The following is a 25,733-nucleotide window of genomic DNA, read 5'->3' as shown; positions in this document are numbered from 1 at the left end:
AGTGAATCGCGCCAAGCAGGCGAGCAGAACCAAGCCCCCCCTTCCGGTCACGCATCATCCAAACCAGGGCTCGCTTACGCAGCCCAGCCAGGATCGATCAGAACTTGCCCACCATGTTGATGAATACGCCCTGACTGTCGTAATCGAGATCGGTCAGATCATCGGAGAAGTCGGTAAAGTTATAACCGACGCCAGCCTTGAAGTTACGCCCCATCTGACGGTAGAGCGCGAGTAGCGCGCCGCTTCGGCGGTCACCGGCTTCCGGCAGGTCGAGCATCCGCCCTTCAATCAGCAGGTCCCACTGGTTGACGAAGTGCCAGTCGGCACGCAGCACGTACAGGTGTGCGGTACTATCGAAGAACTCCGGATTTTCCCGCTCCATACTCAACTGGCCGAGACGGTAGGCGTACTTGGCTCCCAGGGTCCAGCGACGGGTCAGGTCGTAGTTGGTGTCCACAGAGAAGATATGGCTCTTCTGCACATAATCGATCGCGCTGCTGCGGCTGCTTGAAGTCACCAGTACCTGATCGGATGTGGGCACATTGTAGAAATAGGTGTACTTCAACAAGGTGTTCCAGCGGTCGTTATCTACCGGGCGATAGGCGTAGCCCATGACCCCCTCGGTAAACTTGCCGTCATAGAACTGCCCGGCAGAACTCTCGCTGTCGGAATAATTCAGCTTGCCGACGAGACGCCAGTCGGCACTCAGCTGATAGCTGAGGGCATTTTTCAGCAACCAGGTTTTGCGCTCGTTTTCCAACACGGTTTGATTGGACGGCTCACCGGTATCGCTGACCACGGACCCGGTCAGCGTTTGCATATTGTCGACCCGGTACTCCACCGCACTGGACCAACGCAATTCGCCGTCGTTAAAGCCCATGCTCGCACCCATGGCGCGGCGCTCGGCTTCAGCACCGGTACGCGGATCTTCCAGCGTGCCAGCCTCGAGGTTGGTGCCGTAATTCCATTTATCGTTGGGCGCCAGGTCTACCCCCAATGCGTGGGTCAGTCCGGTGGACACATCACCGTGGGTGTAGCGTTCCTCACCATAAATACTCGTGGTATCCGAGAAGCGACTGCGGAAACCACTGTTCAGATTACCGCGCCGCGCACGCACGCCGGTATCGGTGCGCTCGTTATCCAGGGTGTAGTTCAGATAGAGATTGGTGCGGTCGGTAACCAGGAAATCGGTACCGACACTGGCGGCAGTACCGGTATCACCACCGGACAGCTCACTGTCCACGGTAAAGCGATCGCTGACCCGGTAGGCGCCGCCAAAGCCAACGCGATTGTTTTCTTCACGGCTGCCGGAGAGCTCCGCGGTGCGCTGCACAAAACCAAACGCACTCCAGTTGGCACCGGAATCGTAGCCGGCCTGAACCGCGACATCGGTACGGTCGCCCTGCTTCTGCGTAATTGGCACCACCGGTGACAGGTCTTCCCGGGAATCTGAATGCGCCGCTGCGGCGAGGCGCCAGCGATCACTCAAGCGATACCCCAGTTCCACATCGGTAGCCGCAGTCTGCAGACCCTGCTGCTGTTCCTTGCTATCGGTTTTTAACGCAACATCGAAACGCTCGCCAATTGGCACATTGATTGCGCCACCGTACTGGTCGGTCTCGCGGGTAGCCAGCTGACCCGGAGCCGAGAAGCCCGCGTCACGCTGTTGTGCGTACACAGACACAGAGCCGCGCGCACCGGCAAAAAAATCATCCAGCTGCATCGCCGCTTCGACCTTGCTCGCACCTGCTTTTGCATTCGGGTCAATCGGATCGATCGGGTCTTCCGAACTGAAGCTGTAACCACCATCCAGTGAAGAAAGGCTTTCCAGGGTGTTGCCCTGGCTCTCTGCGGTTTCCAGCTTGACCCAGGTGCCCGCCGATTTACGCAAGGTCAGGTCGACGCCATTCAGGGAGGATTCGTTGTCCTCTTCATCCTGTTGGCTCGCAGTGAGGCCAATACGCACATGGTCACCGGCCCAGTAGTGCGCACTACCGCCCACGGCAAGCGTGTCCAGATCTTCGAAACCCGGGGTGTATTCGTAACGGGCAACCAGATACTGGGGGTTGCCGTTATAGGAACCATCCTGAATGATCAGGTTGTCCCCGGCGATCGCCGACAGCGGACGATTCAGTACCACGCGACCCTGAATGTAATCCACATCGTAGTCGATCACCGGTGTGAGGTTTTTCACCCCCAGCACCAGGCCGGAATTTTTATCCCGCACTTCCACGCGCAGGCGCTCAGACCCGGTAAGAATGTCCTGGTGGCGCAGGTAATACAGTGAACCGCCGGTACCGCGGAATTCGTCGCGGCCGGCAATGGTACCCGGTTCAGCGCTGAATGCATCGATCTCAAAACGCTTCTCACCAAAGTCGGTGACGTCATCGGTTTCGAAATGGAAGTTGGCCCCGTAGAGCGCGCGGTCAATATGTGCCAGCTCATTATCGGTGTGCGAAGCTTTAAAGTTGCCCCACAGACCGTAGTCATCGTAATTCTCAAGCTTGATGTAGAACTTGCCTGAGGTGGGCGCATCTTCCACGACGGTGGAGTCGTCACCAAAGGTGGGGTAGTACAGATCGCTGTCCAGACGACGGAAAAGTGCGTCTGGCGTCTTTTCCATAAAGTTTGAAAACAGCTCGTCGATCGGGCCCTCTTCGGTATCGGCACTGGCAGACAGGCGCCAGCCATCACCAAAACTGCCGCTGGTGTAAAACGCCAGACGGCCGTCGTAACTTGCGGAATTGTCGTAGTGGGTTTGGTCCCCGGTCACCAGGGCAGCCGGACCATTGGTATCGTCATGGGCGATGGTGACATCGGCAATACCCACACTGAACCAGTCGCTTTGGTTGAACTCCAGATCCCGCAGGAACAGCTCACCGTTGCCGTGCTCGTCCAGCACCGCCACTTCCACAGTGTGCAGCCCCTTGGCAAAAATTTCCTCGGCAACAAAAGCGCCCTCGCTGCTCACGGGCACTTCCCTGCCCGCCAACCACACACTGTGGTTCGCCGGAATCTCCGCACCGTTCACCAGCACCGCATTGCCGCTCACCGGAATATTCTGCTCGGCGAGACGGTTTTCCCCGTAACCTACCAGCAGCTCGGTCTCGGTGGTGGCTTCCTGCAGCTGTGGCTCAAAGTTGTCCACAAGCCAAAGTGTCTGCGGACGCGTTTCATCAAAGCGCTGTTTCCAGTCGTAAACCCGCAGCACATACTTCAGTTTTTTCAGCGGTGCCTGGAAGCTTTCCAAATCTGCATCCCATTCACCCTCGCCATTCTGGTCCAGCGTAACCACGGCCAACGGCGTATCCCGCAGGGACTGCTCTTCCTCAAAAATACGCACTTCCCCACGGGTAATAAACGAGGGGTAGTTGGTGTAGTGCTTGAATTGGACGCGACTTTCAACCAGCTCGGTTTCCGGGTCATCCGCATAGCGGATGGTATTCGGGAATGCGGTGACATTGAGGCGCGGCTGCATCGACTGATTATCAAAACGGAACTGGATGTTGGCCTGCTCCAGTGCCACATCGGTACAGCGCTGCAAGTCCGCAGAGTTCTTGTGCGGATCGTATTCCGGGGCGCCGTCCACGGTAATGCGCATCAGGTTCAGTGCGTACGGGTTATGCGCCACGGCTTCCTGTTGCAGGCGTTCAATTTCCAGACGGTCCTGCTCGGCGAGAATCGCCAGCTCGTCGTACAGCACCTGCACTTCCACACGGGCACCATCCATGTGGATAAATCCGGTCTGCACCACATCCTTGGACTCTACATAGCCCCGCCCGTGGAACTCCACCTGGTTATCTTCAAGGCCGAGTTTTTCCTGCACGACCTGCATGGTTTTCTTGGCGCGCGCGGAAGACAGGCCCACGTCGTCGCCATACACCATGGCCTCACGACGCTCCATACGCTGATTATCGCTGTAACCGACAAAGCTCAGGCGCACATTCGACTTGCCTGCCACCTCATCCATCAACCGCTGCATTTGAGCCAGCTGGACACTGGAAATCTGGGGATCACCGCTGTTGAGGAAAATCGGCGGTACCTCGCCGGTGGGCGACTCATGGGCGATGGTGATGGTTTCTGCCGTAGCGGACTCCGGGCAGGCCTGCACGCCATCAGCGGCGGTTTCCAGCAGGTCGTCGTACCAGAATTCTACCTCTACCCGATGGTTAAGGGAGCGCCCCTTCGCGGTGTCGTTGGCGGCAACCGGCTGGGTTGCGCCCTTGCCACTGCTGGTCACCATGTAACCCTGCAGATTCAGTTGGTCTGCAACCGCCAGCGCCACCCGCCGCGCCTCGGCGCGGGACAACGCCATCTGATCGTCATACAGCTCGGCCGGGCCTTCCGGGAAAGACGCCGCATTGGTATGGCCAACAAAGTGAATGGTGAGATTGGGCTTATCCAGTAAGGTACTGCGCACCTCCTGAATACGGCGCACAAAGGCCGCCGGCAAGTCCACCTGCCCCGGTTCCAGGCGCAGTGGCAAAACCAGGTTTTTCAGGCGCGCGCGCTGATCAGAACCGTCGCTATAACGCAGCTTACACACGGTTTCCTGGCGACAGACCTGCACCCTGTTCAACTGCAAGGCCTGGGCGCGACGCTGGGCATCACGCGCCTGTTGATCCAGTTCGAAATAACGCAGCGTTAAATCAACCCGGCGATTGAGTTCGCGACCCTGCGCGGTGATATTTTCCGTAAGCGGTTCGCTATCCCCATGCGCTTCCACCACGATGGCATCGTCCGGCAACTCCAGCGCGGTCTGAAAATACTCCGCAACCCGCTGAGCACGCGCCAGCGCGAAGGCAGTTTTATCCGCATACTCCGCCTGCTGCGCATCGCTCAGCGGCGCGCTGTCGGTGTGACCGGTAAAAATCAGCTGCAATTCATGGGCATTTTCCAGCGCCGCCAGTTTCTCTTTCAGCTGCGCAACAAATTCTTCCGGCAGCGCATCGTCTACCTCGCGGTAAACCAGTGGCGGCAGTGCGTCTTTTTCCAACACCGCCTCTTCCGGGGCAACAAACACCTCGGCGTCCTGTACCCACAGCTGGCCCACCTCGGGTATCAAGGTGGTCTCGGTATTACTGCCGAGGGGCTTATCGGTGTAGTCAGCGGTACTTTCAATCTGTGGCGAAAGTCCGGGGATTTTCTGCCACCAGGAAATATCTTGCTGACTGGCCTCCTGAGCAAAAGCCGAGGTACCAGCTAGCGCGGCAATGATCATCGCCAGCTTTTTTTGTGAAGGACGGAACATTACCGGGCCCCTCCCTGATCTTCACTTCCGATCATGCGATTAATACTGCGTTTGAGCCCGTCCAGCACATTGCCGCGTTCGGGCGGCGCACCACGGCGCCAGAAAACTTCGGTTTCGATATTCAGCGGGTAACAGCAATCCAGTGCCGCCCAGTCTTCCGCGATACGAGCCTTAATAGTATCGAGGCGAGCCTGCACCAGCGCCGGATCTTCGTTTTCCGCAAGATATGACAGGCGCAGCAGGGACGGTGCCTCCTGCAGGCGCTCCAGCAGCAGCCCGGTACGCGAATGCCACTGTGGACGCAGCTCGGTAGTACCCGGCTCGAATACGGCTTCCGCGAGATCCAGACGCACCACACGATGCAAGCTGGTACCAAAATTAAACTCCAGCATTTTGCCTCGCGTGGCGCGCTGCACCCGCGGATTTTCCGTGGTCAGGCGGTAGCCACTGGGCAGACTGCGATCATCGAGTTTCAATACGAAGTTGGAACCGCGATCCGGGTTCGGCACCGCCGCACAGGTAATGTGGAAGCGACCGTGTGCGTCCGCAGTGGCTTTCAGACCGTTAGCGGTGACCACGCGCGCACCCGGTACACCACCCTCACCGGCGTCCTGGTAACCATTCAGGTTTTTATCGTCAAACACCTTACCGATCACATCGGTACAGTCGAAGGTCGGGTCTGGAACCACACGCACGGTCGCCGACGCCTCGCCAGAAAGCTGCTGGGCAGACAGTTCATTGAACATGCGCGCCCGGTTGATGTACTCACCTTCACCAACACCGGAACCGACCACCAGCAGCAATTTCATGCTGTGGGTTTGCTCGGGCTCTGCACGCAACTGCGACCACTGCAACTGCAGCCCGTTGACCTCGGGCTCCATGGGCTCACCGTCCAGGTTCGCGGATCCGGCCACATACTTGAAGCCTGCGGGGAAGTAATCCACCAGTTGCAGGTCCGTTAGTGCCACGGGCAGAGAATTGTTGAAGGAGATGGTATAGGGCACCAGCTGGCTGCGTGTCACATTCAACATGGCGGCAGTTTTGGTCAGCGCCAGAGCGCCGTCCAGCTGCGGATCCAGTGCAATGTGGTTGTTAAACAACTGGCTGCTACCGGGCTGATTACTGTCATCCAGGTTCAGGCGCAGGTAGTAGTCGGTCTCACTGCTGCGTGCATCCACGTCCACAGGCGGCGGCGTCGCCGAAGACTGAACCTCACAGTGATCCGGTGTCGCCGGATTCATATCCGCCGCACTGCCAAGACATGCCGCCACATCGAAGCTGCCGGTATCCACACCGGTTTGTGGTGGAATGATTTGCGATGGGCCAGACACGTAGTCGTCGCTGGGCACATCCACTTCGATCAGGTAGTCCGCGTTGATTGCACAGGCGGCACTACTGAAGTTGACATCAAACTTGTAGAAACCGCCGGTGAGCGTGACCTGATTTTGCTGCTTGGCATCATCAAAACAGCTGTCCGGCAGCGGCTGACCACTGGCGGCACTCAACAAGCGCACACGGGCACCGTTGACTGGCGCACGCAGTACCGAATCGTAAATTGCACCGTTGGGGGTAATCGGCAGGTTCAGGTTCTGCGGATTCGCCCCGGACTCGACGTAAATGTTGAGGATCTGCTGTGCTCCGTTGGTGTAATCGGAACTGGCGGTACCGAGAGAGGCCGTAGAACCACTCGCATTCGGGGCGAGATAACGAATCTCGTAACTGATACCGGACACATTGGCGCCGTCCATATTCGGCACCAGTCCATCAAATATGAAGAAGCCATTTTCATCGCTCTGTACGGTTTCCAGCAGCGCATTGTTGAAATACAGCTCGACATTCCAATTACTGAGCAGCGACTCATCCGCGTCGAGCGTTTCATTGAAGTTGCCGTCGTGCCACAGATAACCGGAAAGGTTGGCGATACCCGGGGTACCACCGATATCGATGGAGACGATCGCCTCGTTGTACATCGCCGGATCATTCCACTGCACCTGAGCGGTGTTCACCACCGAGGTACCAATCGCAAGATTTGGCCCCAGGCGCGCCTGGAAGCGCAGGGTCGCCACTTCGTCCGGTTGCAGGTCACCATAGTTGGTACTGTAATCCACGGTAATAACGGAACCGTTGACGGTCACACCACCGGGCTGACCATTTACCAGCGCAGAATCTGCCACATAAGTGAGTACGCCGTCGCCCGCGGCAAGCAGGTCATCGCGAATCACGATAAGGCTGGCCGGTACACTGCTGATATTGGTTACCCGCACCAGATATTCCAGGATCTTGCCAGACTCGGCATCGCCACCGCCGACGACCGCAACTTCTTTGGTAATCGATAGCTGCTGAGCGTCTCCTACTACAACCTCGGTGGGCTGGGCGCCGTTACTGCTGTTGCCGTCGGCATCGGTGAGGGTGAGCGGCATCTCGACGCTGTACACGCTGCCCTGGTTGCTGATGATGGTGCCGCGTTCGGTATCCGCGTTGACCATCACATCAAACTCAATCACGGCAGTTTGCGCACTGGTAATAATGCCTTCGCCGGTAGCGGGCAACGGCGGTGTCAGATCGTCACTGCTAATGGCGAGTCCAGTCTCCAGCGGCGACTCGCCACCGTTATCCGCCACATCAAACCCGTTCAGCGTTGTGCTGTTCGCCACGTAGCTGGTACCGGCCGGGACCAGGTCAACCAGCCGCGCTTCGGTTGCATCTTTACCGCCCATATTGGCGACGGAGATGGTGTAGCGCAGCACATCTTCCGGGTCCACAATGCCGGCAGACAGGTTGTCGACCACCAGCTGTACGGTTTTGGTAACAACCAGCAACGGCACGTCACCGACGATATCAATGGTGGGGTCATCCACGGTGGTGGTGGCCGGATCATCCGACGGACGTTCCGCGAAGGCGCCGCTCCCGGCACCGTCACCATTGGCGAAGGCCTGGTTGGAAATCACGGTACCGTCGTTTACGTCGTTGATCACAACATCAAACGTAATCACCGCCGGCGCCGCACCGCTGGCTGCGGCAATCACCAGACCGCTCTCTTCACCCGGTGTCTGTACGCTGATACCGGCGGCCAGCGCAGTAGATCCGCTGACATCGGCAACCTGTGCACCGTTCAGCGTGGTGGAGTTCGCTACATAAGTTGTGTTGCCCGGCACCAGGTCGCGCAGGATGGTATTAATTGCGTCTTCACTACCGGTGTTTTCGATGGTGAGTGTGTAACGTAGGCTGTCGCCCGGTGCCAACACATCAGGGTCGCCGGTCAGATCCTCGGAGGTTTTCTGAATCACCAGCCAGGGCGCGGAGTTGATCAGAGTTTCGGTCGGGTCTTCACTGCCGCCCACAGACGGATCATCACTGGACGCAAACACCACGTCGCTCATGCTGAGCTGCGCCTGATTGAGCACCACAGTGCCGCTGGTAATCACCGGCACCAGATCCACGTCAAACGTGACGGTGATGGTATCTCCCGCTTCTCCCGCCTTGGCAATTGCCAGATCGGTTACCTCAAGCAGACCACTGGCCTGCGCCCCGCCGTCGGCGACAATATTGACCGTCGCGCCCGCAGGTGCGGAAACATCGCGCAGTGAATCAACCTGGAACATCGCGCTGCTATTCAGGCGATCCAGTTCGTCGCGCAGTACAAACGCGTCCAGAGGCACATCGCTGACATTCTGAATTTCAATGCTGTAACGCAGGTGATCACCGGGACTGGCCTCTGCGCCGGACTGACCGGTGGTCACGTTGAGCACCGACTTACGCACTTCGAGGATCGCCGACAGAACGGTGAAGGTATGGCTGTCCTCGTGATCAACCACACCGGGGGTGCCGTCTGTCAGTGCGCGCTGATAGGCGAAACGCTCCGCCGCTGCTGCAGCGGCGCTGTACCACTGGGTAGCACCGGCAATATTGGTCAGAGTGGTGTCGTTGATGTTATCGCCGTCCAGCTCGACCTGATAAACCAGGGTCAACGCATCGCCGGCCGCGAGTTCGTCGTCGGTCTGCAAGCTCGCGGAGAATTCACAAGTAGGTGTACCGTCAACAAAGGTGACCGCGAAATCACTGGCCACCAGAGCAACCGTGGAGCCATCGGCCTTCTGGATCGCCGCCGACTGAATCACCGGCTGCACGTCGCACATACCGCCCGGCTCCGGATTTGGCAGCCAGTCGGTCAGTGTCACATTCCACGCGCTGGCAGAACTGTTGTTGCGTACGGTCAGGGTAAAGTTTTCCGGCGTGCCCACCTGGATGGTTGCCGGGCCGGTTTTCTCCACCTCCAGTTCCGCATGTACGATGGTCACCGGGTTGGCGTCACCACCGGTGGTGGTATCGTCACCGAGACGCGTCACACCGTTGCTGTAGTCATACCAGGCGCGGTTAACAAAGGGGTCGGTGCGGCTTTGATTGTTTGCGGTATTCAATACCTCGACCGTTACCTCGACCTCGACCTGCGCGCCGGCGGGAACATTCAGCCCACCACTGGTGTCTGCAAGCACCAGATCATCATCGGTTCCACTGTTGCTCAGCGTATTACCACCAACAACATTGGCGGAAACAAATGCGAGATCCACGCCCGTCGCCGCCAGGTTGTCCATAATGCGCACATCTTCCAGCGCAACATTTACTGGTGTCGCGGGCACGGTCAGGATGTAGGTCAGCTGTTCACCGATCGCCACGGATGTCTGCGACGTCGCTTTACTCAGCACGCCGGCTACCGGCGTGGTCAGGTTAAACGTGGCGACATCAGAAGGGCCGTACTCTTCACGCCAGTCTACCGCGCTGTTGGCCGGCACCTGATCATTGTCGAACGAGTAATAACGCGTTACTTGCGCGCTGTTGGTCAAGGTCAGGCCGGCGCCGAGGTCGGCATCACCAGTAACTTGGTAGACCACTCGCAAGGTTTCGCCCGCCGGAATCGCAGCGTTGGCAGCGGGATCGAAGTCCCAGGTCGCGGTACCACTGGCCAGATCATAGGTTGGCGTCAGGGTGATACTGGTCGCCGCGTTGACCAGCGTCGCACTTTGCATGCTAACCCCGCCATCGCGCAGGCCAGTGGGCAATACATCTTCCAGCACCACATCGTAGGCCGGTGCGTTGCCGGCATTGGTAATATCGATGGTGTAAGTGGCCGTCTCACCGGCTTGAATTTCGGTATCGCCGTTAATAGCAGTCACCGCAGACTTACTCACAGTGAGCAATGGCTGCAATGCATTTACGCTGGCGCTGGTGGTCAGCGGCGCACCCGGTGCGCTCCCCACCAGATAATTCAGGGTTACGACGTTGTTCAACGCCTGCGAAACAGGCTGCTGTGACAGGGCGTCACCATTCAGCACGCGGGCGCGATAAGTAATCGTCAGGAAGTCGTTGGTATCGCTGCCATCCGCCGGGTTGCTGAGTGAACCCAGATCCCAGGTAACGGTGCGCTGATCGGCGCTGACTGTCGGAGTGGGCGGTGTGGCAGCGGGGGTACCGAAGAACTCTGCACTCAGCACGCCGACAAATGCCATACCCTGGGGCAGCGTATCCTCCAGCACGACACCATCGTGGTCGCCCTCAACGAGGTCAACCTGTAACTGGTAATCGACGGTGTCACCAACCCGCAGATTGCCATCGTCATTCCAGCTGTCAGCCTGACGGGTCTTCTGCAGATCGATATCGTAATCGACACCGAAACCGCTGGTATCGCCACTGCAATAGGTATTGGGCGGGGTAACGCTCGGACAGCCGGCCCCGGTACGTTCACGGTCACCGGGATAAGTGCCGGTGAGCGAGGTCCAGTCCACCAGCGCACTGTTAACGATATCCGTAGCGGTGATGCTGTTTACATCGGTCTGATAGGTAACGACCAACACGCTACCCGCCGGGATCTCCACGGAACTATCGCCGTTATCGCGGCCCCAGTTCAGGGTATTGCCACTGACCGAAGGTGTCGCATTGAACCCGGCAAGCGCGCCGCCATCCAGCAACGCAACCGCAGAGCCATCCACGTAACTGAGTTCCGCCGGCAGGACGTCGGCAATGTTGGTATCGAACGCGGAAGCGTCACCATCGTTGGTAATGGTGAGGGTGTACTCCAATACATCACCAGTGGCCGCAGGCTGTCCGGGGTCAGTCAGGTTGGCGACATCTTTGACTACGGTAAGGTTTGGCTCAACCACAGTGAACTCGGCCGGCGCACTGCTGCCGCCATCCACAGCGCTGCCACCCGCCTGATAGCTATAGGCGGCAACGTTTGCCACCGGTGTGGCACTGGCACTGACATTCTGCGTGTTAGCCACCCAGGTGGTCAGGGTGATCACTGCCTGCTGACCCGCAGGAATATCGCCGATGGCCCAGCTCAGGTCCTGCCCGCTCTGCACCGGTGCGAGCGCGAGAGCGGCACCATTCAATTCGACCGTAGCATCGACGTATTGCAGCGCCTGATCCAGCGTATCGGTAACACTCACCCCACTCAAAATACCGTTCACCGGTGCACCCGGTACGGTGATGGTGTACACCACTTCTTCCCCAATGGTGGCCTGGGTTTTCGATACAGTTTTGGTGGGCGCCTCAACCTGGAAGTTGTTGGTCATCCAGACACTGTCGGCAGCTACCGGGTTAATCGCGACATATTCTCGCGCATCCGCCGGATCCAGAGTTTCCCGGGACCAGTAGGCAACAAGCGAAGCGGCGTTGGACCAGGTCTGGTCCGGCGCGACGTCGGTATAAAAACCAATCTGATAATTCACGGTGACGCAGCTGGCCGGGTCGAGGGCAACGTTCAGAGAAAACGCCATTTCGCCATCGCGCCCTGCAGGTGCCGTGTAATTGTAATCGGCTGCGCCCAGCGCGGTGCCATCGATGGCAACCGCGATGTTGCTAATAGAGCCCTCATCCAGCTCTGCCGGGAGGTCGTCGTTCAGGGTCACGCCGTAAGCTGGCGCATCACCGACGTTACAGGCCTCGATCGCGAACTGCATGCTGTTGTTGACGATATCCACCAGATAGGCGGTGGCAGAAGACTGGCCATCGCCCACGATGCTGCCACTGGCCGGCAATACCGTTCCGGTTTTGGTCAGCGCGGTAATCTGCGGCTGCAGTACTTCCACACTGGCGGCATCGGGCGTGGTAGATGCGGCAACGCCTGTGGCGTAGGTGTAACCCAGGGTGGCCTGGTTGTTTAGCACGGTGGATGTGGGGGTAGCTGCCGGGCTATCGCCGGCACCGTGTTGCACCCGCGCGCGGTAAACAATAACGAGGGTATCGTTCGCCGGGTTCCGGTCCGCCGTGTTGGTGATATCACCTAGAGTCCAGGTCAGGGTACCGGTCTGGTCCGCGCTGGGTACGTTAGCCGCGGGAATATCTGCGTAGGAAAATACTCCACTCGCGGTATAGGGTGCGCTGGTAGCACCATGGATACTCACTACATTCACGAACGCCAGACCCGGGTCCAACACATCGGTCACCACGACGTCGCGATTCAGCCCTTCGGACAAGGTGAGTTCCAGCTGATAGGTCACGGTGTCGCCGGCACGGGCGTTGGTATCTGCGGTGGTGGCGATGCCACTACTCCAGGTATCGCTCAGCACCGTCTTTGTGATGGCCGAATTGTCGACGCTCGTCATCAACAGCTCGTCGACAATAAAATAATCATTCAGCGCGGTAGTATCCGGCGCATCATTGCCGGTGCGCTCTTCCACGTCAGCGCCATCCAGTGAGGTCCAATCGGCAACGATACTGTTGCTCAGGTCGCTGCCATCCACGCCATTTACGGCCACCTGATAGGTCAGCGTAAGCGTGTCACCAACCGCAATATCCAGCTCTTGCCCGCTGCTGCGCCCCCAGCTCAACACATCGCCACTCACCGAAGGTGCCAGCGCAGTTGTGTTGCCGCCCACAGTAATCTGTGCGCTGCCCGCCACCAGGGTTTGGCTAGAGGTGAGGGTGTTTTCAATCGCGAGATCGTAGGCCGTGGAGGTACCGTTGTTGGCCAGTGCGATGGTGTACTGCAGTACATCGCCACCAAAGGCACTGGTGCCACCGCGGGAATTGTTCACCACGCTGGTCGTGGCAGCAATATTCGGCTCGACTACGGTGAGTGCTGCGGTGGTGTCCGCAGTTCCCGCATCGCTACTCTGGGCACCGCCCTGGGTACGGCTGTAGGTGTAACTGGCGGTGTTCGTGAAGGTGACCGCGTCCTGGTTTTCCATACGGTTTTTCAGGCGTACCTGCACGGTAACTTCCGCCTGCTGATTGGCCGGAATATCGATACCGGTCACCCCTTCTACCAGCACGAGACTGTTGGCGCTGCCGGTGTTACTCAGGGTGTAATTGATACCGTTTACCAGCGCCGTTGCGCCAACCAGTTCGAGGTTGGTCGGCAGCTGATCGTTCACCTGCACATCGTAAAGCGGTGCCGGTACCGTGGCGGCAGGCACCAGAATGCGATATTCAAAAACCTCACCAATCGCCACTTGGCTGACGCCAGTGGGGTTTTGCTTATCCAGCGCCCCCGGCGAAATAATTACCACATCCGTTGGGTTAATCGGTCCCTGGGGATCGGCCTGGTTAACCACGCCATCGGCATCGTTCGGGTCATCACTCAACGCTGAGAAAGCCGTACCACTAATATCGTCATCGTCCGCATCCATCCGCGCCTGGTTACTGACCACGTCACCGGTGCTGAGTGAATTCAGGACATTTACCTCGAACTCCACCGCTATCGAGGCGAGGGCCGTACCGGGGAGCACATCCAAGTCACCGCTGATGGTCAGCAGGCCGGCACCGTTAAAGGTACAGGTGGCACCCGCCGGGCAGGTCGCCGCATCAACCGCCGCGGAAGCCAAGTCAAAGCTAGCCGCATTGAGCTGATCGGTGATCACCACGTTGTAAATATTTTCATCGAGGTTAAACAGACGCAGGCGATAGCGCAGACGGTCACCCGGCGCCGCCGAAGCAGTCGGGGACTGGCCGGTGGTGACGTTGCTGACGGTCTTCTCGAAGTAGTAACCGGACAGCGCTGCGGTTACCGAGGCGGCATCCTGCTCGTCGTCGGTTCCGATGGTGCCATCCGAGCGAGCTCCGGTGTACTGGATGCGATTGTTGTTCGTGCTGTTATCGTTGTACCAGGCGGTAGCCGCGGCCACATTGGTGAGCACATCGCCATCTACCGGGGCGGTTGCCGACGACACATCATCCAGCTGACTGGTATACACGATCTCCAGTACCGCGTTGGCCGCGAGGCCACCCGCCTCATCCGTTAACGCGATGGACATCAACCCCGCATTCGCGCCATTTGCGTTGTAGGTCAGGGTGTAATCGTCACCTTCGGTCAGCGTCACACCACCCAGGGTAACGCTCTGCACAACAGGGTCTGTCTCCCGCATACCCACCGGCAGCAGGTCTTCAACCTCAATATTCCAGGCCGGTGATCCGCCCACATTTTGTACACTGATGGTATAGGTCGGCGTGTCGGCGAAGTTGATCGCACTGGCATCGGTGGTTTTGCTCAACACCAGATCCGGTGCGGAAATACTCAACAGCTGGGCAACGCCGTTTTCACCGGGTAACGGATCGTAGAAGGTGCCGTCGATTACGCGACCGAACCGCCATTCGGCGACATTGGTAAACGACTTGCCAATGCTGTTTAGCGGCGTGTCATCCAGCACCACCTCGAGCTCAATATGAATCTGGGCACCGGCAGGAAGAACACTGGGGTCATTGATACGGAAGGTCAGCAAACCAGGGTTGTTTGCTGGGCCGCTGTTACTGAACGAGTAGGCGGAGGGCGACATCGTGGTAATTGCACCGCTGGTATCCTCGTAAAACAGCCGCACATCCAGCAGGTCCAGGTCCACACCCAGCGCTGCGGCAGAGAGGTCGTCCTCAATCTGAATACCCTGGATATCGTTCAGGGAGCCGAAGTCCTGCAGCACAGTGCCGGTAACCGGATCGAACAGTACCGGGATGTCCAGGGTGTACACAAACGGTACACCGACCGAGACCGATGCAATCGGGTTGCCGGCCAAGTCGGTGGCCTGCTTCTCGATTTTTTCAACCGGGATGATCAGGTCCTGACAGCCTTCGCGCACGGTGCTGAAGTCGGAGCCATTCACCGCCCACACCGACGCCTTGCCTTCCACATTCGCACAGGCAAAGTTACCGCCGAAGCAGACGTTATCAAAAATAATCAGGGTTCCTTCGGGGGCACCGGCAAAGTTCAGGGTGGACTCGAGGGGCACGTCACAGGAGAAATTTTGTACGGTACAGGAGCGGTCAATGGACAGCTGGTCGGCCGGCGCCATGGTGCGGCCGGTACCATCGGTAGTGGTGTAGTAAGGGCCATCGATCAAACAGCCACTGGGCGTTCCCGGGGTGCCGGGCAAAGCGGAGTCGGTGGCAAAGTCGGTGGTCTTAAAGGAAGCTGCGAGCGCGACCTGGGCAAACGCGAACGACAGGAGAAATGCGAATAACACCCGCACCCAATTTCGGGACAGGCCGAATTCGGAGCATATAGCCCAGCCTTCCTGGCAAGAATTCGAGGTTTTCGGTCCAATCACATCTGGCTTCATTGTTTATTTTTCGTCGCAAATCAGGTTTTAAGCTCCGCGCACAAGACGCTCATGCACGCAAACCGTACACACACTGCCCGGTGATGCGACTTTACCGATATGCTGAAAAGGAGGGCGTGAAGCAAGTCAAAATTGCGGTAGCCAGAGGAGAACTTTTTCTACGTTTGCCAAATAGTTCTCAAGTAAAGCTCAGGTAACTTCTTAAGAAATGACAGAACCACCCAGGGGAGACCTGGGTGGTTATTTTTTAACCCGACCGCTAGGCTGCGGGCAGGAAGTCGATCGGGTACAGGATGGTGATGGTCGGCACGCCGGCCTTCTCACCAAAGTTAAACCGCTTCACCCGAGCCACGATCTTGCTGTCGAGCGCCGGAGAGTCCATATCACTGGTCTCCACCGCCGCCAGTGACACGGAGCCATCCGGCAGAATGGTAATACGCAGTACCATTTTGCCCTGCAGCGCCGGGTTGTTACGCAGCTCGCGGTTGTAGATCCGGTACAGGGCCGACTTGTAGCGGTCGAACACGATCTGGATCTCTTCGTCGGTACGGGATGGCCCCACACCATCGCTGAGCGGACGGTCTTCGCCGGCAAAATCACCCTCGGTGCCAATACCACTGGACACCCGCGAGAAGCTCACCCCATCCAGCGCAGAACCTACACCGCCAGAATTACGGCTGAGTGCTGACGTGTTGATACCATCAGACCCGGACGTCGCCGCAGCGGTAATCAGCGAGCGCTGACTGCGGTTTTCCTTCTTGCCCGCGGTGCTGAGCTGCGTCTGGTTACCCAGGCGATTGTCGAGATCGTCCTGAATAAGATCCTGGAAGTTGTCCTTGAAAGCCAACACACCTGCGCGCTCAACCTTCTTACGCACCTGCTTCCGCTCAACATTAGACGGCTTCGGCTCTTCCTTCGCCACCTGCTGCTTGGGCTTCTCCAGATCCCTGACTTTCTCTTCCGGCTTTTTCACCACCGGCTGCGGCTTCGGTTTGGGCTTTTTCTTCTCCAATACCAGTTTGGCCAGACGCTCTGGCACCTCGACAACCTCATCTTCATCCGGCTCCGGCAGCTGCCACATGTGCACGCCGAACCCGAGGAAGAAGGCCAACAACAGACAGGCCAACACACTTCTGCGGAAACGGCGCTCGTCATCACCGTTGGTACTCCACGGCATAACGCCGTCTCGGAAGGCGGAGTCTTCCAGCTCACGAGTGACCTCGTACTGGTAGTGCACCTCTTCTTCTGCCTGGCGGATCTCACGGAATTCCGCATCCAGGTCGAACAGTTCGTCCCGGCAATCTTCCACCTGCTCCTGCAGTTTGCTCTTGCGCTCGTGCAGCAGATTAATATTGGCGTGATAGATGCCAACCGTTTTCTGCAGGCGGTGTATCAACGCCTTGGACGCGTCCTGCTTGTAGTGCTCCGCCCAAAACAGATCACCCGCGCCCGCCTCTTCCAGCTTGTTGAGACGATCGGAAATCTCATCCAGCAGCTGATGCTTGGCTTCATCCTGATGCAAGGCTTCGAGCTTGCCATCAACTTGCCCACACTCTTCTTCGAGTGCAGCCAGATGCTGACGGACCTCTTCCTGCCTGACGGTCAGTGCCTGTTTTTGTTGATGAAATTTATTCACAAACGCTCACTAACTCTGAGATGCTTTTTGAATAACCGCGAGGGAAATCCGCGTGTATCCGGCATTAGTACAGCTGGACATGACCTTTTTCAGAATGCTGAACGGTACGGTGCGATCCGCGAGGATATTCACTTCCGGCGGTTCCGCCAGCAAGGCTGCCGCCTCTTCCGTTACGTCCTCACCCGCCGCTGCACGCTCGGCAAGCGCCAATTTGGCCTCTTCCAGCTCTGACTCCGCCATGGTCGTAGCCTTGCCTACTTCCTGGATCATGGCCTGCTGAATCGCCTCGATCACCAGCTCTTCACTCTGGAACAGGTCCGCGGTGGTCATCACCGGCTTGGCCTCGATCAACACCTCATCGTGGGTGACCATCAGGGTGACCGTCTCCCGCGGCTTGGACTCTACAACCGAGTCCGGCAAGGTAATGACCTTGGGCGCCTCGATGGCTTCGTCACTCGCGCTATTGGTCAGCAGGAAGAACACCAGAATCGTGAACACATCCATCAGGGACGTCAGATTCATACCCGGTGTCTTGCGCTTGCGGCTGCGCGCCATGCGCTTCATGCGTCTACTTTCACGTTTCACGGCGCGTCTCCCAGGGAAATATCGGGAAAGAGTTCCATTACTTCTGGCTTGGCATCGGGATCAGGCTCACCGCCCTCTTCCGGCGTAGGCATCACCTCCGCGCTGCGCACGACATCCATCACACCTACCAAGTGCTCGTAGGCCACTTCCGGCTCCATCAATAATGTGGAATCGGTCTTGTCCGGGTAGCTCTCTTTAATCCGCAGCAGGTACTCGCGCAGCTTGGCCAGGTCATACACTTCCTCTGTGGGCAGTACGATTGGCAAACCAAACTCATCCAGCGGAATTTCCACTTCGCCCTCGGCCGCCACTGTATCGCTTGCGGCTTCGCCCTGATTCAGATTGGGGAAGCGCGCAATAACCTTGTCGCCATCGCTCAGTTCCAGCACATCCTTGCGCACCACCACTTCGAGGGTTACGCCCGGATCATCAGTCGCACCACCGGCACCACTGGGCATATTCAGCTCGAGGATGGTCACCCGAGAAAATACAGCGGATACCAGCAGGAATGGCACCAGCACCACCATCAGGTTCAGAAAGGCGGTGATGTCCAGCTCCGGAGCCTCTTTGGCTCTGCTGTGACGCCTGCTTCTCATTACACTGATTCCGCGTTGGATGTTTCTTCAGGTTTCGCTACGGTCGTTTTCTTTTGGGCTGCGCGGGTCTGTTCGACGTCGCGATTCTGCGGCTTGTCAGCGCTCTCAGCCTTTTCTTCCTTTGGTACATCGCTGCGGCGACGAGTGCTCGAAGACATAATGTTCAGTGCTTTTACCGAAACCATTTCCAGGCTGTCGACGATCTGCCCGGTCAGAGAGTTCAGCAGCGCGTGTACGATCAGCAGGGCAATACCCACCATCAGGCCGAAGGCGGTGGTGTTCATCGCTACGGAAATACTGGCAGACAGCAGGTCGGCCTTCTCCGCCGGGTTGGCGTTAGCAACCGCGGTAAAGGCTTCAATCAGACCCATGATGGTACCGAGGAGGCCGAGCAGCGTGGCGATGTTAGAACCAAGCGCGACATAAGGCGTGCGCTTTTCCAGCTGCGGAATGGTTTCCATGATGCTCTCTTCCATCGCGATTTCGATGTCTTCGCGACGACGGACCGCACCCTGACGCTCCAGTCCCATGGCAAGCAGGCGACCCACACCGGTGTTATCTTCCTTCACCAGATTGCGCGCACGATCAAAATCACCGGACTTCAACACCGGCTGAAGCTTTTCCCAGGCATTGCGGTTGGTGCGACGCTCATACACCAGGCGAATATAGCGTTCGATCGCTACCGCGGCGCCGAGCGCGAATACCACCAGAATGGGGTACATGAATGCACCACCAGTCTGAAAAAACGCGATTACGCTATTAAAGAAATCCATCACTTTTCCTCTTGGTTTTCTTTCTCGGGCCCGCGGTTGCTTCCGCCTTGCCTTCGTTTTGACCCTTAGGGTCGTGTTTTAGTTAACAGGGTGATCAATCGTCCGTGAGGCTGAGCTGGTAGAACTCGAGTTCTCGCGAAAAGACCTCTTTGTCCAACGGCTGCAGGCTCGGGTCCAGCAAGCTGGAGTTGAGTCCATTTTCCACACCGACTTCCGAACTCTTCCACGGCACGATGTAGAGCGATTTTGGCGCTTCCTTGTTACCAATAATGGAAATACCGGAAAGCTCTTTCACTTCTTTGTCGACTTTACCTTCGCCTTCTTCCTGCGCGACCGCAGTGAGGCTACTCATCAACAAGAAAATTACCGCAAGTGGACGCAAAACACTGTTCATCAGTTCACTCTCCGCTTGAGGTCGGTTACCCAGATGGCGACCTTGGCGTCATCTGGCTGATATTGAAGATATCGCTCGAACTGGGCCAGAGCACAGTTGGGCTCCTGCAGGTAAAGGTCACACAGAATACCCAGGTTCTTGATCAGCGGCAGGTTGTCCGGATGCAACTGCAGTGACTTGGAATAAGTCGCGCGGGCTTCTTCAAAGCGCCCCTGACGCCGGTAAAGAACGCCAAGTTCATTACTGGCCACAGGATCCAGCGGTGCCGCGCGCAGAGCTTCCAGAAAAGACTCTTCCGCATGCTTCTCATCGCCTGTGCGGTAGTAGGCAATACCGAGGTTGACGTAGGGTGCGGAAAGCCTCTGCTCTCGTTCGACCACGGTTTGCAGCAGGGCAATCGCTTCGGGATAACGTTCACCCTGCAGATACTCCACTGCCGCCGTGAAGTCCCGATTGACACTACCAGAAACCTTTACATCCAATGGATTTACCGGACCTCGGGCGGTCTGCGGGCCGCTGGCACACGCGGCAAGCAGTTGCAGCAACACCAGGACCAGACCCAATTTTCCCAGTCGCGCGACCCGCGGCAATGACAATGACAATGACAACACAGTACGCATCAGCCCTGATCCTCCTGGGTCGAATTATCCGCGATAACCGCGTCGCTTTCTGTGACAGGTTCTTGCGAGACTACTGCGCCGGTTATCACTTCGGTCGTCGAATTTTCTGTTTCCGGTACCGGGACTGTTTCAGGTAGCGGGACTATGGTCATCACAATATTGCCGGCATCTTCCTGGCGTTCGTACCTGGCAGGCACCAGACCCGCGAGCTGACCAATACTTTTTGCCACCCAGTTGTTGTAAATGCCCGCAGCCATCAGGTCGATATTTTTCTCGTGTACCGAGATCGCTCGCTCCTCAAAGGGATAAATCTGCTCCTCCAACGCCAACTCATATTCCTCAAGCTCAAGCGCACTGAGGTTGGTTGGCCGCTCTGAATCTTTCAGCGCCTGGCTGAAATGCAGGTAGATTTCCCCGAGGTAGAAGGTGGCCGCGGCGGTAACATCAGCCACCTGGTAATCAATGAGGTCACTAAACGCTTTGGTTGCCGCTTGCATGCGTTCGCGCTTGGCATTCAGGTTACGCTCCAGTGGCGCGACCAGCGCAATTTGCGCGAAGGCATCAAACTTGGGTTCCGCCAGTTTCAAGGCTGCGCTGCCACCCAGATAACGCGTGCGGTCGTTGCGCTCGTTACCACCGCGCAGCTCGATGCGCACTATGTCACCCAGAGTGTTGAGGTACGCCTGCTGATTGCCGCTGTTCAAGTAGATATCGGCAATCTTCTGGCGAGTCTCCAGGGCTGGCTCCATTGGGTGCGGGAACAGCTTCACGTAGCGGTTGAGAACCGCCAGCGCTTTATCGAAATTCTTCGCGGCGCTATACAAGCTCGCGGCCTGCGTGAGGGCCTCGCGACGCACGTCCTCATCGTCAGATTCGCGTTCAATACGCTCAAACTCCGCACCGGCAAGCAGCAGCTGACCACTTTCCTGGTAAACCACCGCAAGCTTTTTGGTAACTTCTTTCTGCAGCTCGTGCTGCGGATGGTTGCTACGGAAAGCCTGCAGTACGCTGGCCGCGCGTCCCCAGTCCTGCAATTGAATCAGGGATGCCGCCGCATCGTACTCGGCGGTGGCAAGGATGGAAGCCGTCGGTGCGGCCTGGCGAATACGCAGGAAATGCTCCGCAGCCGCGAGGTGCTGCTCCGCTTTGCGCGCCTGATCACCCTGTTGGTAAATGGCCCCGGCCAGGTTTTCGATAAGATCTTGTCGATCTTTCGCATCCACAGCGGTCAGGCTAAGCGCTTCGCGATAACCCGCTTCGGCATCTGCGTACAGCTCGGTATCGAAGGAAGCGTGGGCAACCAGCAACCAGGCAGAGCGCTTGATTGCCTGATCGGCCGCTGGGAATTTTTCCAGCAACAGGCGACCGTTTTGAATAGCCTCCGGGAAACTTTTTAGCTTGTACAAATCATCCACAGCACCGAGCAAAATTTGTGGAGCCTTGGCGTGCTGCGGGAAAGTCTCGGAGAACGTCAGAGACGAACGAATGATTTCTCGCTGCAGCGCAACCTTATCTGCGCGACCAGCGTTGGCCAGCCCGTTCTTGAGGTGCTCACGGTAAGCAAACACCGCGGCGTAACCCGCCTCACTGGCATTCTCATTAACGGCATGATTCGGGTAGTGATACGCGGTGCGCTCATACTCGCGGGCAGCATTGAGGAAATCCTTGTTTTCCAGCATCAAGCCGGCGAGCTGGTAATTGATTTCCGGCGCCTTCGGCTTATCCGCGAAGGACGTGAGGTAACGTCGGTACCAGTGAATCGCCTCGGCATAATTTTCGCCGCGCTTCTTGGCGAACTCTTTGTCCTTCGGCTTCACATTCTGGTAAGCCGCATGATAGTGGCTCGCCAGGTCAATCAGGTTGGTCTGCTGGAATTCTATGACCTCTGCGTATTCTGCAATATCGAACACCGTCCAGTACTGCGCGTCCAGCGCGTAGGTGTTGGCAAAGTCTTTCTTCGCTTCCAGTACCAGACGAGGGAAGCCACCCTTCTGGTAAATTTCGATCACACGAATAGAGAAATCAGGCGCGACCTTGTGCAACGGATTGCGCTCCACAAAAGTATCGTAGGACTTGGCAGCGTCCTGGTAGCGGCGCTTGTCCAGGTAGTACTCGCCAAGGTGGCTGTATACGTAGGACTCATAGTCCCGTGCGCCTTTACGGGAAAAATAGTCAACGATCGACTCCGCACCGCCCAAATACGAGAAGCTCAGGCTGATAACACGGAAGGTATCTTCGATATGCTTGCGTTCGGTTTCGTTGGCCTTCTGCTCAAAATCGTAGCCTTCCGCCACCTTGTAATCGAGCATGCCAACAAAATCGTCGAGCGCCATTTCGTACATATCTTGTTTGAATAGCGCCCAGCCACGTTTGTACATGGCAAGTTCGTAAAAACTGGAAACCTCACCCATGGCCACAACGCGACCGTAAGATTCCTCTGCGTCGAGATACTTTTTACGCGTGAAGTAATATTCACCAAGACGGAAATAGGACTCATCCAGGTGGCGCGATGCCGGATACTTGGCCACCAACTGACGCAGTACCGTCACAGCCTCCTCAATTTCGCCAGTTTCCTCATAAGCGCGAGACAGCTGGTACATCACTTGGTCATTGCGCTCGTAGAGCGGGTATTGCACCAGCAATTTTTGATACAGCGCGATGGCTTCGCGGGCATTCGCAGCGAGCAGTGCATCGGGATCATCACCCGGCACCGATACTTCGGTATCGCTTGCGAGGCCGGTCAAATCGACGGAACCACTGGCTCGCGCCTCGAAGTCGGACTGCGCCTCATCGCTTCCGCGGGCAACACCAGCAAGCGCCACTTCTGAGCTCGCAGCGGCTGCAGAAACGCCCGCGAGTTCAGGCGCATCCAGATCTGCACTGGCAGTCGCCACTTTTGTATTCGCATGCTGGTTGGCCGCGGCCACTTCGCCCTCGGACAGGATGCGAGTCTCGTTGCTGTTCGGTAAAATGCCCGCTTCCGCGCGATGTGCCTGTTTGATTTTCAGGTCCGCGATTCGGCGAATCGCCTCGGGCGTCAGCGCGGTTTCCGGTGTTTCCTGCAGGTATTTCTGATAGCTCGCCAGGGCCTTTTCAAGACTCCCATCAATATGGGTTTCACGAATTTCAATATCGACGCTCTGCAGGCTACCAATGGTCTTGCCACTGTTACTGGCACAGGCACTCAATAGCAGCGCCGCTGAAGCGGCAGTGACCAAACCCAGGCTTCGATAATGCGACGCCATGGCTTTCTTCAACACGCCGGAATTATTCATCGCCGGCTCCTTCTACCTTTTCACCCTGCGATTGCGGAGCCTCGAGTTCCGGTGGGTTATCCACAGGCAAAGCCTCGCCGTCGGCGTCGTTGGCCGCAGGCTTGGTTTGTTCAAACTGCTGCTGATACGCCTCCACTTTGCGCGCGTCTGCGCGCTGCTCCTGCAACTCATTGGCACGGTCATAGCTATCGGCCAGCGCGAAGCGGGCCTTGATCTGGTAGCTCTCGAGCTGCGCACGACGCTGATCCAATTCGTTAATCGCCAGTTGCTCCAGCATTCGACCCTGACGTGCCATCAACTGATCAATACGTCGTTGTGCGCGATTCAAGCCCGCGCGCAAGCTGACGATCTGATCCGTATAGCCTTCGTAACTGTGGGTGGCTGCCTGGCGACTGCGCACGTAGCGCTGATAGGTTTCCTGCAAGGTGGCAATCACCACATCCAGCTCCTGCAAACGCTTGAAAGCTTCAGTCAGGCGGTGATCGAACTCGCGGGACAGGTGGAACTTGAGCACACCTTCGAGGCGCGCGATCCGCGCCTCTGTTTCTTCACTTTTCAGAGAGGGGTTATAGTCGAGGATCTCGCGAATCTGCTCGAGTATCAGGCGGGATTCTGTTTCATCGCTTTTCGCCAACAGTTCAGGGCGACGATTCACCAGCAGGTTATCGATACGCGCAGCGAGGCGCTGACGCTGCTCGAGACGCATCTTTATGCGCGCGTCAATCTGGCGGAACTGCACATCCAGCGCAGGCAGAATGGGCTCGTAATAGCTGCGACGCAGCGCGATGATTTCCTCAAACGCATCCAGGCTCTGCAACCAGTCTTCATTGCGCTCCAGCAGGTCATTCAGATCCTGATAATTGCGCAGAAACTCTTGATAGTCATTGGAGGCCATCAAATCGAGAAGGTAGTGGGTCTCTGGGGCATCGGGCAGCTTGCGCAGCTCCACCACCCAGTTCTTCACCTGACGGGCTTCCTTGCGGCGCAGCGCTTCGAGCAGTTTGCCTTCGCGAATACTGTTGATGGACTGGGTCAACACATCCACCTGAGAACCAAACAGGTCCAGTGCCTGACCGTAATTCACCGCAGCGGTACTGTGCACCTCAAGTTTGCCGTAACTGTAGGGCACCGCAAGCATCGCTTCCTGCACCGCCGAATTTGTCGGCTTGCGCTGGGTTAGCAACTGCCAGGGCACCAGCGCGCGATCATAGCGGCCCGCATTGGCCTCGACCCAACCCGCTGCGAGCAGTGCCTGATTCGAAAACGGCCCGCTCAACTGCACACGATCAAAGTAGGTACGTGCGCGCTCGTATTCCTCGGCCTCCATCAGCTGGAAACCCAGCAGCAGGTTAGTTTTATCCTGCAGCGCGCTCTTGGCATCGCCGGTGCCGGCACCACGGCCAAGGCGGTCCAGCTCTAGCAGGCCTTTTTCCGTTTCCCCGGCCTTCAGCAACGCAATGCCCAGGTTGTACTCCACAAACCCGGAATGAGACTCTTCACCCTTTAGCGCTTTCAGCAGTGCAACCGCTTCCTCAAAACGGCCCAGCTGCATGTACACCTGTGCACGCAGAAACTGCTCTTCCGGGCGCACCCGCTCGGGCACCCGCCCCTCAATCAACTCCAGGGCATGCAATGCATTGGCAAACTGCTGCTTGTGGTAATGGATTTTCGCGAGGCGGTAGGCCGCTTCATTTTTGATCGGCTGGGGCACATCGCCCTTGAGCACCTGCTCCATGGCACGGCCGGCTTCCCGGTGCATGCGATAGGACAATTCGAGATCGCCAACAGCGAATGCGGCCTGCCCAAAGTGCAGGCTGAATGGATCTAATTCGGGATCGTCCAGCAGACGGAACTGGTCGAGCTCGGTATCGAGGCCGGTAATGGCATCAAAGTACCGATCCTGGTGGGCCTGGAACAGCGCCTCACCAAAGAACAGGTCACGCAGCTGGTCCGTGTGCAGGGCAGACGGATCCGCGGGCGCTTTTGCCTGCGCAGGCAGGACGCATAGCGCAGTCAAGGCTGCGCCAGCAATCACGCTGGCCAGACGGGTGATCAT

General features: G+C 57.6%; 10 protein-coding genes. All 10 read right to left on the bottom strand.

Annotated elements, in window-relative coordinates; genetic code table 11:
* Positions 1–97: 97 nt before the first annotated feature.
* Entirely contained in the window at positions 98–5,251 is a 5,154-nt protein-coding gene (locus KUV22_RS08480; protein ID WP_222230121.1) for an OmpA family protein, read from the bottom strand.
* Entirely contained in the window at positions 5,251–15,702 is a 10,452-nt protein-coding gene (locus tag KUV22_RS08475) for an isopeptide-forming domain-containing fimbrial protein (RefSeq protein ID WP_222230119.1), read from the bottom strand. Before KUV22_RS08475 ends, KUV22_RS08480 begins: the two co-directional genes overlap by 1 nt.
* Positions 15,703–16,057: 355 nt before the next feature.
* Entirely contained in the window at positions 16,058–17,434 is a 1,377-nt protein-coding gene (locus KUV22_RS08470; protein ID WP_222230117.1) for an AgmX/PglI C-terminal domain-containing protein, read from the bottom strand.
* Positions 17,435–17,443: 9 nt separating this feature from the next.
* The gene (locus KUV22_RS08465) at positions 17,444–18,019 is read right to left on the bottom strand and encodes an ExbD/TolR family protein (RefSeq protein WP_315857521.1); all 576 of its coding nucleotides are present in this window, start codon (positions 18,017–18,019) and stop codon (positions 17,444–17,446) included.
* Positions 18,016–18,615: an ExbD/TolR family protein gene (locus KUV22_RS08460; RefSeq protein ID WP_222230115.1), complete on the bottom strand. Its 600-nt coding sequence runs from the start codon at positions 18,613–18,615 to the stop codon at positions 18,016–18,018. The genes KUV22_RS08465 and KUV22_RS08460 overlap by 4 nt, the downstream gene beginning before the upstream one ends.
* Positions 18,615–19,388, bottom strand: coding sequence for a MotA/TolQ/ExbB proton channel family protein (locus tag KUV22_RS08455; protein ID WP_222230114.1), 774 nt, complete (start codon positions 19,386–19,388; stop codon positions 18,615–18,617). The genes KUV22_RS08460 and KUV22_RS08455 overlap by 1 nt, the downstream gene beginning before the upstream one ends.
* Positions 19,389–19,482: 94 nt before the next feature.
* Complete coding sequence (locus tag KUV22_RS08450) at positions 19,483–19,782, bottom strand: hypothetical protein (RefSeq protein ID WP_222230112.1); 300 nt, start codon at positions 19,780–19,782, stop codon at positions 19,483–19,485.
* Positions 19,782–20,402 (bottom strand): tetratricopeptide repeat protein, encoded by a 621-nt coding sequence (locus KUV22_RS08445; protein ID WP_222230110.1) that lies wholly within the window; start codon positions 20,400–20,402, stop codon positions 19,782–19,784. The genes KUV22_RS08450 and KUV22_RS08445 overlap by 1 nt, the downstream gene beginning before the upstream one ends.
* Positions 20,402–23,677, bottom strand: a complete 3,276-nt coding sequence (locus tag KUV22_RS08440) for a tetratricopeptide repeat protein (RefSeq protein ID WP_222230108.1) — start codon at positions 23,675–23,677, stop codon at positions 20,402–20,404. The genes KUV22_RS08445 and KUV22_RS08440 overlap by 1 nt, the downstream gene beginning before the upstream one ends.
* Positions 23,670–25,733 carry a tetratricopeptide repeat protein gene (locus KUV22_RS08435; RefSeq protein ID WP_222230107.1) on the bottom strand — a complete coding sequence of 688 codons (2,064 nt, stop codon included), beginning with the start codon at positions 25,731–25,733 and terminating at the stop codon, positions 23,670–23,672. Before KUV22_RS08435 ends, KUV22_RS08440 begins: the two co-directional genes overlap by 8 nt.

The sequence above is a fragment of the Microbulbifer agarilyticus genome (assembly GCF_019800665.1).
GTDB lineage: Bacteria > Pseudomonadota > Gammaproteobacteria > Pseudomonadales > Cellvibrionaceae > Microbulbifer > Microbulbifer agarilyticus_C.
Note: the sequence above shows the minus strand (reverse complement) of the source record. Positions and strands in the feature narration are given on the sequence as shown.

What these genes read in the sequence shown, in the direction of transcription:
- KUV22_RS08460 (WP_222230115.1), bottom strand. Translation starts at nt 18,615, where the DNA reads ATGAGAAGCAGGCGTCACAGCAGAGCCAAAGAGGCTCCGGAGCTGGAC.
- KUV22_RS08435 (WP_222230107.1), bottom strand. Translation starts at nt 25,733, where the DNA reads ATGATCACCCGTCTGGCCAGCGTGATTGCTGGCGCAGCCTTGACTGCG.
- KUV22_RS08480 (WP_222230121.1), bottom strand. Translation starts at nt 5,251, where the DNA reads ATGTTCCGTCCTTCACAAAAAAAGCTGGCGATGATCATTGCCGCGCTA.
- KUV22_RS08450 (WP_222230112.1), bottom strand. Translation starts at nt 19,782, where the DNA reads ATGAACAGTGTTTTGCGTCCACTTGCGGTAATTTTCTTGTTGATGAGT.
- KUV22_RS08455 (WP_222230114.1), bottom strand. Translation starts at nt 19,388, where the DNA reads ATGGATTTCTTTAATAGCGTAATCGCGTTTTTTCAGACTGGTGGTGCA.
- KUV22_RS08445 (WP_222230110.1), bottom strand. Translation starts at nt 20,402, where the DNA reads ATGCGTACTGTGTTGTCATTGTCATTGTCATTGCCGCGGGTCGCGCGA.
- KUV22_RS08440 (WP_222230108.1), bottom strand. Translation starts at nt 23,677, where the DNA reads ATGAATAATTCCGGCGTGTTGAAGAAAGCCATGGCGTCGCATTATCGA.